The sequence below is a fragment of the Pseudoalteromonas ardens genome (assembly GCF_030125445.1).
Taxonomy (GTDB): domain Bacteria; phylum Pseudomonadota; class Gammaproteobacteria; order Enterobacterales; family Alteromonadaceae; genus Pseudoalteromonas; species Pseudoalteromonas ardens.
This window is the reverse complement of sequence record NZ_JASJUV010000001.1, coordinates 799,342-810,039: the sequence shown is the minus strand read 5'-3', so window position 1 is coordinate 810,039 and position 10,698 is coordinate 799,342. Positions and strand designations below refer to the sequence as shown.

Below are 10,698 nucleotides of genomic sequence, written 5' to 3'. Positions count from 1 at the left end.
ACTCATATCTGTGTTTAACTGCAAAAGCGCTGTGCCCGTAACCAGAGAGCCACTCAGATACCTGAATCGCGCCCATACACCGGCTTAGCCTCTACGACTTAAAACCAGCCTGAGTCGTCAGGCTGGCAGATTATTTACTTTGTGTCTTTACGTGTGCTTGTATCTCAGGCCTGTGGCCTGACTAACCTTGTCCTGTTACCAGTCCATTTCCTCCAGCTCAGCATCATCCTCTGCCAGCGGGTCACTCTGGCGGCTGAGCAGGTAATCTATGTGCAAAGCCTGCTCCTTAAGCTGCGGCTGTGCAAACAGCTCTTTAATAGAAAACTCAACAGCGAAGCGGTGACGGATCTGAGTTTCCAGCCGGGTCACCAAAATGGAGTTGCCGCCTTGCTCAAAAAAGCGCGCATGGCTGCTAATCTCGCTGGCCGCGATACCTAACAAGGCTGACCAGACTTCTGCCAGCGACTGCTCGGTCGCCGTTTGGGGTGCAACATAAGGCTGCTCACTGTCTGCGCCAGACACGTCTGGCAACGCTTTTTTATCTATTTTTCCATTCGGAGTAAGTGGCCACTGCTCAACCACCACAAAACGGCTCGGCACCATATATTCCGGCAACTGAGCATGCAAATGCTGCTCAACGTCCTGTATCACGGAGGTCTGGTCCTGCGCTTCATTGCGCGGCTGAATATACGCGATGAGCATATCCGTGCCATTACTAGCCTGTTTCACCAACACCACGGCTGAGTCGAGTACCGCACAGCGGTTCAGTTGCGCCTCCACTTCGCTCAGCTCAATGCGGAAGCCGCGAATTTTGACCTGGGCATCGAGGCGACCTACAAACTCAATACTGCCATCGGGCAATATTTTGGCCAGATCGCCCGTTTTGTACAAACGGGTACTGTCACGGTGCGCCGGATAATAATAAAATGGATTTTCAACAAACTTTTCAGCACTCAGTTCAGGGCGCTTATGATAACCACGCGCCAGCCCGTCACCACCTATGTGCAGCTCACCAATCACCCCCGGAGGCACCAGCGCCATGTGGTTATCCAGGACATACAGACTCACATTGTTCAGTGGTTTACCTATGGTGATCGGGGTGCCCGGGTACAAACGCTGATAAGACGCACATACTGAGGCTTCCGTAGGACCATAGGCATTAAAGAAGGGATAATGTGCCGACCACTGATTGACCAGCTCCGGCTCACAGGCTTCACCTGCCACAATCAATGCCTGCAACGACAGCGAGGTGTCGAGTGGCATCATGGCCAAAAATGCCGGAGGTAAAGTCACATGGCTGATCTGCTGTTGTGCAAGCAGTACAGTAATGTCGTCAGGGGAGCGTCTTTGTTCGCTGCTGGCTATGACCAGTGTGGCGCCATTGAGTAGTGCCATGGCATATTCCCAGGTGCCCGCATCAAAGCTCATTGAGGCGAAATGCAGTATCTTACTGCGCGGCGTAATGGCGAAGGCGCGGCGCTGGTTATCCGCCAGATTGACTATGCCCTGATGCTCCAGCAACACTCCTTTTGGCTGACCCGTCGAGCCTGAGGTATAAATCTCGTAGGCCAGACTGGTGGGTAGCAGCCCCAGCGCTTTATGATCCAGATTTTCTGCGCTGCAATGACTGAACGGCCCCAAATGGGTATCATCGAGCAAGCCATCCACCGGAATAAGCGCGTAATCGGTGAGAGAAACAGCATCGCTGATGGCCTGACTGCTGATGATGGTCCTGATCCCGGCGTCTTCGAGCATATAACTCAATCGTGCGGGTGGATAGGCCGGATCCAGTGGCACATAAGCACCACCGGCTTTAAGCACCGCCAGGGTCGCGATGATCATTTCCAGCGAGCGATCTAGCGCTATCCCTATCAAGGTATCCGACGTGATGGTGCCCTGCTCTCGCAAATAGTGTGCAAGCTGGTTAGCCTTGCTATTCAGCTGCGCATAACTCAACTGCTGATCAGCAAAGATAAGTGCAATATGATCCGGGTTGCGCTCAACCTGCTGCTCAAAGGCCTGATGAATACACAAGGTCCGATCATACTCATGATAGTTATCATTGAGGGCATTAACCAGATACTGGCTTTGTTCGTTCGCCAGCACACTCAGCTGCCCGGGCGGGTTGTTCAGACTGTGGGTCATCTCTGTTTGTACGAGGCGCTCCAGCAACAACATCAGGTGCTCACTCAGGTGCGTGATATGGGTCTGTGAAAATAACGAAGTGTCATAAATCCAGTTAACCTGAAGTGCCGCCTCACCCAGTGAGAACTCCACTTCGAGGTCGAATTTTGCCACGCAACCGGCCTGCATCAATGGCGTGAGCGTCAGCCCGTCGAGCGCATTTTGCTCAGACCCGGACGGTGTTTGCGCGCTATTGAAAGACGTCATGATCTGACACAGCGGTGCATGGGCATCGCCCCGCGGGATCTGCAATGCATCCACCAGTTGCTCAAACGGCAGATCCTGATGACTTTGCGCGTCCAGGTGCACATCTCTGACATGTTGCAGATACGCATCCAACGATGACTGCTCTGTGTTCACCCGCAGTGCTAGAATATTGACAAAGAAGCCAATCAGCGGCTCCACTTCAGCCTGAAGTCGGTTCGCCACCGGCGTACCAATCACCACATCCACATTGTTACTGTATCGGCTGATGGTCAGTGCCAGCACCGCATGCAGTAACATAAACGGGGTCATCTGGTAATGTGCGGCCATATCACGTAGCTGGGCAGCCAGCTGTGCAGAGGCTTTACCCGATACCATAGCGCCTTCATAGCTTTTTTCAGCAGGCCTTGGATAATCCAGTGGAATACCGTGTACGCCCGGTGCATCACTCAGCTGAGATTGCCAGGAGTCGAGTTGTTGTTGCAGCACATCTCCCTGTAACCAGTTGCGTTGCCACTGGGCAAAGTCGGCATACTGAATACTGAGCGGTGCAAGGGGGTTGTCCTGACCGCTTCGTAGTGCGGCATATAAAGAGAAAAACTCGCGGCTGAACACGTTCAGTGACCAACCGTCTGAGGCGATGTGATGCATATTGAGCAGCAATACACCACGAGTCGGGTTGAGGCTGATGAAGCTGGCGCGCAGCATCAGATCAGTGGCCAGATCAAATGGCGCCTGGGCATCTTCAGCCAACAGCTGGTCGAGCTGTTGTTGCGCCTCAGTTCCCGCCAGATGGTGTAGCTCAATATGACGGATAATCACAGGTTGAGGCGTAAGGATGACCTGCACTGGCCCAGCCTCACCTTCCTGATACACAGTCCGTAGCACTTCATGCCGGGCCACTATCGCGCTCAGTGCCTGTTGCGCCACAGTCAGGTCAAACAGGCCGTCGACTTCAAAGGCCAATGGCATGTTGTACTGGGCAGAGCTGCCCTGGAACTGATCGATAAACCACAGTCGCTGCTGAGCATAAGATAATTCAAAGCTGTCTGTATCACGCGGCAACGCCTCGATCGCAGGTCGTGATACTTTGCTGCTTTGCTCAATCAGCGCAGCCAGATCAGCCAAAGTACTGGCTGAGAAAACCTGTTTGACGGCAACTTCGACTTCAAACTCAGAGCGGATCAAGGATACCAGCCGTACCGATAACAACGAATGCCCACCGAGCGCAAAGAAATCTGCTTCACGGGTCAATTGTTCAGCCTCGCACGAAAGCAAGGTCGCCCAAATCCCGGCCAGAGTTTGTTCTGTCTGAGTTTGCGGCGCTTCGCCCTTGTTCTGTGCCAAATCTGCTTTAACCACAGGCAAGGCACGTCGGTCGATTTTACCATTGGCGGTGAGTGGCCATTGCTCAACTAAAGCAATAGCAGTCGGTACCATGTAAGCAGGCAAAACGGACCTGAGCGCCGTCAACAGTGTGTTGGTCAAGTGTTGCTGTGCATCGTTTGTCTCACACGTGATACAAGGACGTACATAGGCAACAAGTTGTTTGCTGGCTGCTTCACCCATTGCCAGCACCAATGCAGACTCAACCTCATCAAAAGATTCCAGAACGGCACTTACCTCACCAGGTTCAATCCGGAATCCTCGAATTTTTATTTGTTCATCGCTTCGGCCCAGGTATTGTAGGTTACCTTGCGGTGTGACACGAACCAAATCGCCGGTTTTATAAAGTCGCGATTGACTGGTAGGTAACGCCTGCACACGGGCGGCATCAATAAAGCGCTCTTCAGTCAGCTCAGTATTGTTGTAGTAGCCCAGCGCAACACCGGGGCCTGCAACATACAGTTCGCCCACACAACCTGTTGGTACGGGGGCTAAATCTGCATCTAAAATCAGACACTGGGTATTGGCAATTGCCCGGCCAATACTGGCTTCTTCCTGATCATATTGTGTGACATGGCAAGTTGTGGCGACATGGGTTTCAGTAGGACCATAATGATTATATAAATCACAAGACGGATGTTGTCCCATAAATTGACGAATGCTGGGGGTGAGTTTCAGCACGTCTCCGGCAACACATACCTGTCTGAGCCCTGTCATATCAATGGCCGGGTTTTGATTTGCCTGCTCTGCCATTAAATCAAAGACAGCAGGTGGCACAAACAATCGCGCTATCCCCTGTGCAGCAACCAGGCTTGCCAGATCCTGCAACTGGTCTTTTTGCTGCTGTGACATCAACACCAGACATGCGCCCGTATACCAGCTGGTGGCCAGTTCCTGAGCCGAAACATCAAAAGTCAGCGGGGTAAATTGCAAAGTCCGGTAGGGCTGGGTGATACCGTCAATCTCAGCCTGATGAACACTCAGATTCACCAAGGTGCTATGACGCTGGTTGACGCCTTTTGGCCGGCCAGTTGAGCCGGAAGTATAGAGAATATATGCACTATGATCGCCGCCAATGTGTGGCAGGTCATGCGCTTGTGCTACTGGCTGCCATATATCCGGGTTGTCCAGCCGCACACACGGTAATCCAGCGAAGGTGTCTTGTGTCTGTGATAACACCAGCGAGAGTGACAGCTCGCCGATAATGTAATTTAGTCGTTCTTCAGGGGCTTCGGGGTCCAAAGGCACATAGGTTGCGCCCGCTTTGAGCAGCGCGGCTACCGCACACACAGTGGTAATGCTGCGCTGCGCCACAATCGCAACAGGTTGACCCACAGTGACACCATGTTCCGTGATTAAGCGCATCGCCAGCGCATCGGCACGGGTATTCAGTTCTGCATACGTCAGCTCAGTCCCGTGATCTTGAAGCGCAATGGCGTTCGGGTTATGCCGGGCCTGATATTCCAGTAACTGATGAACGGCCTGCCATTCAGAAGATACCTGCTTGCCGCTTGTTAACGTCAGCGCTTGCTGCTGTTCTTGCTCACTCACCATAGAGAGTGCGGTCAGGCTGGTCAACCCGTTATCTGTGTGAGTCAGCTCGGACATTGCATTCAGCACATTACCCAAGTGCTGATCCAACTGGCTGATATGCGCTCGTTCAAACAAGCTGACGTCGTAGGTCCAGCCAATCGAGACGCCTGCCTCATTCAGTGACATATGAATGTCCAGGTCAAATTTAGTGGTTAGGCTAACATCCTGCATCGCCTGTAATGACGCCTCACCCAGCTGGATTTGCTCCGCTTGCTCTGCGGCAGAACTAAATTGGTTGTCTGTTGTCAGTAAGATCTGAAATAACGGACTGTAGGCGTTATTGCGTGGTACGTTTAATACTTCGACCAGCTGCTCAAATGGCACATCCTGATTGCTCTGTGCCGCCAGATGGACCTCTCTGACGTGTGCCAGATAATCACGTAAGGTGTCGTGGGCTGTGCTGACTCGCAACACCAGGGTATTGACAAAAAACCCGATCAGCGGTGCCAGTGATGGATCCTGACGGTTGGCCACCGGGCTACCAATGACAATGTCCTTGCTATTACTGTGACGACTCAGTACCAGCGCCAGTGCCCCATGCAGCAGCATAAATGGCGTCAGTTGTAATTCTTTGGCCAAGGTAAGCAACCTGGTCGCGACCTGGCTGCTCAGTTGTGAGGTGACCAGTTCACCGCGATACTGCTTTTCAGCAGGACGGCTGGCATCTAATGGCAACTGATGGAGTGCCGGCACTTGTTGCAGCTGTTGCTGCCAGTATTCCAGCTGCTCTTTAAGCCCTGCTTGTGCAAAGCTGCGTTGCTGCCAGTGTGCAAAGTCGCTGTACTGAATGGTAAGGGGATCAAGTGGACTCGGTGTGCCTTGTTCGAGTGAATGGTAAATCGCAAAGAACTCATTAGTCAGCACATCCATTGACCAGCCATCCGACGCAATATGATGCATATTAAAGCTCAACAGCGCCTGACAGCGTTCTGAATCATCATGCGTCAATTGCAAATAGCTGGCTCTTATCATCAGATCCTGGCTGAGATCAAAGGGGCGGCTTGCTTCGCGCTCTAAATGAGCCCTGGCAGCTTGATGCGGGTCGGCCTGGTCACTCAAATCTAACACTGTGATATGCAATCTGGCATCGTCTAACACGCGCAGACACGGCGCACCATCACACTCATAAAAAACCGTTCTTAACACCTCATGGCGCTGCACTATGGTATTCAGGGCTTGCTCCACCTTGGCTACATCCAGGTGTCCATGCACCTCGAAAGCCATCGGCATATTGTACTCGCTGGAGCCGCGATTCAGTTGGTCAATAAACCACAAACGGCGCTGAGAAAAAGACAATACCGGCGGCTCGCCAGGCTGAGCTTTGGCAACCGCAATGGGCGATTCAGTAACACCACTTTGGCGCTGTCCAATCGCTTGTATGATCTGTTGTTTGTTGTTCTTTAGAAAGTCTTTCTCATCTGCTGTCAAAGCCTTGAGCTTACCTCTGACCAGTAACTTACCCTGTTCATCGACAGTAAGTTTGATCCCTTTCTCGCTGAGCTGTAAAAAGAACTGTTTCATATTTTCGCTTTTGCAATCAAATTGATGATAAAGAAAAAACACCGGCATCAGATTCCCTAAAGTAGGGACTCTGTGATATCACCACCAGTGATACATAAGTCCAATCAGTCTTAATCTTTTTGCCATATTGAATGAAAAGTCCAGCGCACACTGTACTTGTTCAAAGCTCCCATTTGATGAACATAAGCTCATATCTGGGTTGTCATATTGTCGCGACACTTTTTCGCTACAAAATAGCGTACACAATTAAGTGAATTGGCATCATAGAGTCCAGCATGCAAATGCGATCGACTCTTTGGTTTTATGTTGCTGTTGTTGCCCGCTGACGTGCCGAAATGTCAGTCAACGGGACTAAGGTATGTATAAATTCATAGCCTGACTTATGCGTCAAGCTCGCAGCCACCTAATGAACGCAGTGACGAAGCCGGGCAAACGTATACACCGCTACGCCCGTCTTTGTAACCAAAGTCATAGGCTAATTTGAAGATATGATGGAGCAGCTGTACATCTACAGCCTCTGAATTCATATTGTGGATATTCAGATTGATGCCCAGTTCTGTCAGTGCGTCATTTTTCATCTTATCAGTCCATGTTAAAAAGTATTGCAAAGTGTTAAATTTTCACGCAAACGCATTATTATGTAATCTGCATCTTTTTTCTACACTTTTATTTCTCAAAATTATAAATTTCATAAACCAAATCAATAAACCTTTATTTTTATTGGCTTAATTGAGTTTTCCATTTCTTTTTACTTGATCTGCAAAACTTACCGAAAACAGGTATAAATCAAAGCAACATTTAAACAACTTCATTAACAATCCTGTACCAAAGCCCTTTCTGTGGCGCAATACCCAGTCCACAGCTCAATGCAGACCGATACTATTTACGCTTTTCGAACCTGGCCAATGTGCTTCATTGGGGACATTTATACCCCATACATCGGGACAATAACATGACGGTTTAGGGAATTAATTGTTTCAAAATGGTGCGAAAGCGCTACAGAGCACCCAGCCAGTCGTTCAGGTTAACCGTGTTTATGACGTTTACAGACTTGATTAATTTATAGATTTTATTTTCATGGATGACGCAATAAAAACGCCATAAAAAAGTGACTTTTTGCTGTCATATTCTCAAATTCGTGCGGTTTGTTGGCACAAATGCAAAACTGGCATCAATGCCCTGATCACAAATAACCGCCTGCTTAAACCCCGGCACAGACTGCACAGCTTACCCAAAATGAACACCAAACTGAGCGCAGCAAATCCAGACGCAAGCGCATGCATAGCAGTGTTCCGGTGTCTACTTAATGAACAAATTTCATTGCAAGGAAATAGAAAAATCGTATAAAACGCAACAAAAGGGCGTGCCTTGGCGGCCCCAAGATACCGCCATTATGTCGCTATTTACACTGATACAATTCTAAGAGGGTAACGCACGTCAGGTTTGTTGCTGTGTCTACTCTTGTTCCAGATGGGCAATCACCTGCGCCAGCGCGGTTGACACGGCTTTTTTATCCTGCCAGTCAAGTGCTGACCAGTCGACGCCGCATGCCAGCTGCGTCACATCCTGTGTCAGCAATTTTTGCAGTGCGCCGGGCGAGTCAAACGATGTGGTGACAAACGGGGCTTTATTTTTCTCAGGTCGCTTTTTGATCCCCTGCAATTGCTGCACAATGAGGTCAGAGATGGCGCGTTTATCCACCGCATTTAAGGTAGACTTGTCGTGCTGCGCCTTATACTGCGACTCCACAGACAAAACAAGTCGCTTCATTTTGACAAAAGAATAACTGCACCCGGATTCATAGGCTGACATAACCACCGGATAACGTGATAGCACGTTGTAGTTATCGTATGCGCCCATTGAAATGCCAAGTTTGGGGACTATGGTCCTGACCGTGAGCCGCGACATGCCAGATTGCAGGCGCGCCTTATTCAGCTGTTCAATCTCTGTCATGGCATTAGAAAACGCCTGTAACTTACCATACTGAGGCAGATCCTCACGACTGGCATTTTCCTGAAACTGTTTAACCTTAGTCAGCAGGGGCTTATTATCGTAAACCTTAAACTGCGCTGCCGCACCATATCCTTTGGCATATACCAGTGCAAAAAATCGGCGGTGGCCCGTAAGGATTTGAAAGCAACCATCTTCAAGGGGATATAAAGTGGGTACCTGGATCATTTCAGACACAGAAATGTTGTTACCCAGCTCAATGATGGAATCTATGGTCTGCGAAGCCCGTTTCCAGTCTTCCGTATCGCGTTTCAAACAGTTAATGATGATCGATTTACCGATCAGAACGTGGTTTTCTCCCTGATAAAGCTTGGTGAGCTGTGCTTTACTCAGTTTACGCGCAACAAACAGACGAGCGTCTTCATCACTTACGAAAATTGATGGTAAAAATCGACCGTTGGAGGGATCCGGAACAACTGAGCTCAAAAAAATGCTCTTATATTCGAAAGACTCATCGCTGAGTTCATTCTTATTGTTCAGGTTGCTCAGTAGCATTTGCTCTAACATAATTTGTACTCTTAATCAGGCTGACATACGCGCTCAGCCGGGCGCCGTGGAACTTTGCCACAAACAACTCAAAGGTGATTACACCTAAAAAAGAGCAACGGCTCTGCCTTCAAGTTTAACGAAAATTTCATCGGGTGCCTACCGCCTTGCAATCCCTTTGCTATCCCTCACGGGTCAAATGGCACACAAAGTTAAAGTCACTTTCTTGCACAGGTCAAGGCAGATTTATTATTTTGTGCGTTACAGCGCGTCTATCAGACTATTGATGGCCTGCTGCTGCGATACCTGACCGACCATATACGGCTGCCAATATTGCGTCAGTTTAGCAAGCGGGTCCGGGCGATTTTTATATAACCCCTTCCAGTGAGCATAAGGTACAAAGTTATGCCCCTGTGCGGAGAGCATCTGCCGGGTTACCTCACCGACAATATAAAACAACATGGGATGCCACAATGATTTAAACGCAGCTTGCTTACCTTGTTGTTTCGCCCGGCTTTCCAGCGCCTGATACAAAGGAGAATCCGGGAAACTGGTGTGTGCCACCTCATGAAACAACATTTCGAGCGCAAACCAGTCATTAAAACCCGCCTGATAGGTATTGATAAACGTCATCAAGTTCCTGCCAGATGTAAAAGCACCAGCATGTGTAAACGGTCGGGCAACGGTTAAAACGCGATGCTGCTGCGCCACAATCACATCTGTTCCAAATATATCACTCAGTCGCGAACAAACCTGTTCGCCATATTCATCGAGCAATGCAATGCTCTGCTCCATCCAGGCCTGATTCTGAGCCTGATGTTGTGGCCATATCTCGTCCCGATAGCTGCTCATCACCGAAAAGTAGCCGCGCGTCAGGTCGTTTACTGGTAAGTCGGTCACCGCACTGTTGGTATCAAACAGGTGTTCCGTCAGCTCACTCAATGCCGAGTCACTAAACAAAGGGTGAAACCTGGGCTGACTTGTATGTAACCGATACTGCTCGATGGCAGCATGCCATTTTCGCCTGTCCTGAGCGTTTAATTTGCTTGGTAACGCGCTGGGGTTGCGCGCCAAAAAGCTCAGATAGGCATGTAAGTTATCTTCAGCTCTGTTATTAAACACCAGTGTCTGCTCATTGCATTGCCAGCGGGGCTCAGATGTCTGTGCAGCAACAGGGGCTTGCAAAATAAAACTCACTATAGCACCAAGTAATCCGATTTTATTCATTGTGCTTTCCTTAATTGGGTCTGTCACTGTTGGTTGCGACTAAGTGTACCTTATAATTATACGCCGCCAGTATCTTTTCGGTAAACT

General features: G+C 49.6%; 4 protein-coding genes. All 4 read right to left on the bottom strand.

The window, feature by feature from the left end; translation table 11 throughout:
* Positions 1 to 195 precede the first annotated feature (195 nt).
* Positions 196 to 6,888, bottom strand: coding sequence for a non-ribosomal peptide synthetase (locus tag QNM19_RS03210; protein WP_284026309.1), 6,693 nt, complete (start codon positions 6,886 to 6,888; stop codon positions 196 to 198).
* Positions 6,889 to 7,268: 380 nt separating this feature from the next.
* Positions 7,269 to 7,466 (bottom strand): hypothetical protein, encoded by a 198-nt coding sequence (locus tag QNM19_RS03205; protein ID WP_049863315.1) that lies wholly within the window; start codon positions 7,464 to 7,466, stop codon positions 7,269 to 7,271.
* A gap of 877 nt (positions 7,467 to 8,343) precedes the next feature.
* Positions 8,344 to 9,405, bottom strand: a complete 1,062-nt coding sequence (locus QNM19_RS03200; protein ID WP_049863314.1) for a NanQ anomerase/TabA/YiaL family protein — start codon at positions 9,403 to 9,405, stop codon at positions 8,344 to 8,346.
* Positions 9,406 to 9,645: 240 nt separating this feature from the next.
* Positions 9,646 to 10,611: a hypothetical protein gene (locus tag QNM19_RS03195; protein ID WP_049863313.1), complete on the bottom strand. Its 966-nt coding sequence runs from the start codon at positions 10,609 to 10,611 to the stop codon at positions 9,646 to 9,648.
* Positions 10,612 to 10,698: the final 87 nt, after the last annotated feature.

Coding starts and splice junctions, on each gene's coding strand:
- QNM19_RS03210 (WP_284026309.1), bottom strand. CDS start 6,888: ATGAAACAGTTCTTTTTACAGCTCAGCGAGAAAGGGATCAAACTTACT.
- QNM19_RS03205 (WP_049863315.1), bottom strand. CDS start 7,466: ATGAAAAATGACGCACTGACAGAACTGGGCATCAATCTGAATATCCAC.
- QNM19_RS03200 (WP_049863314.1), bottom strand. CDS start 9,405: ATGTTAGAGCAAATGCTACTGAGCAACCTGAACAATAAGAATGAACTC.
- QNM19_RS03195 (WP_049863313.1), bottom strand. CDS start 10,611: ATGAATAAAATCGGATTACTTGGTGCTATAGTGAGTTTTATTTTGCAA.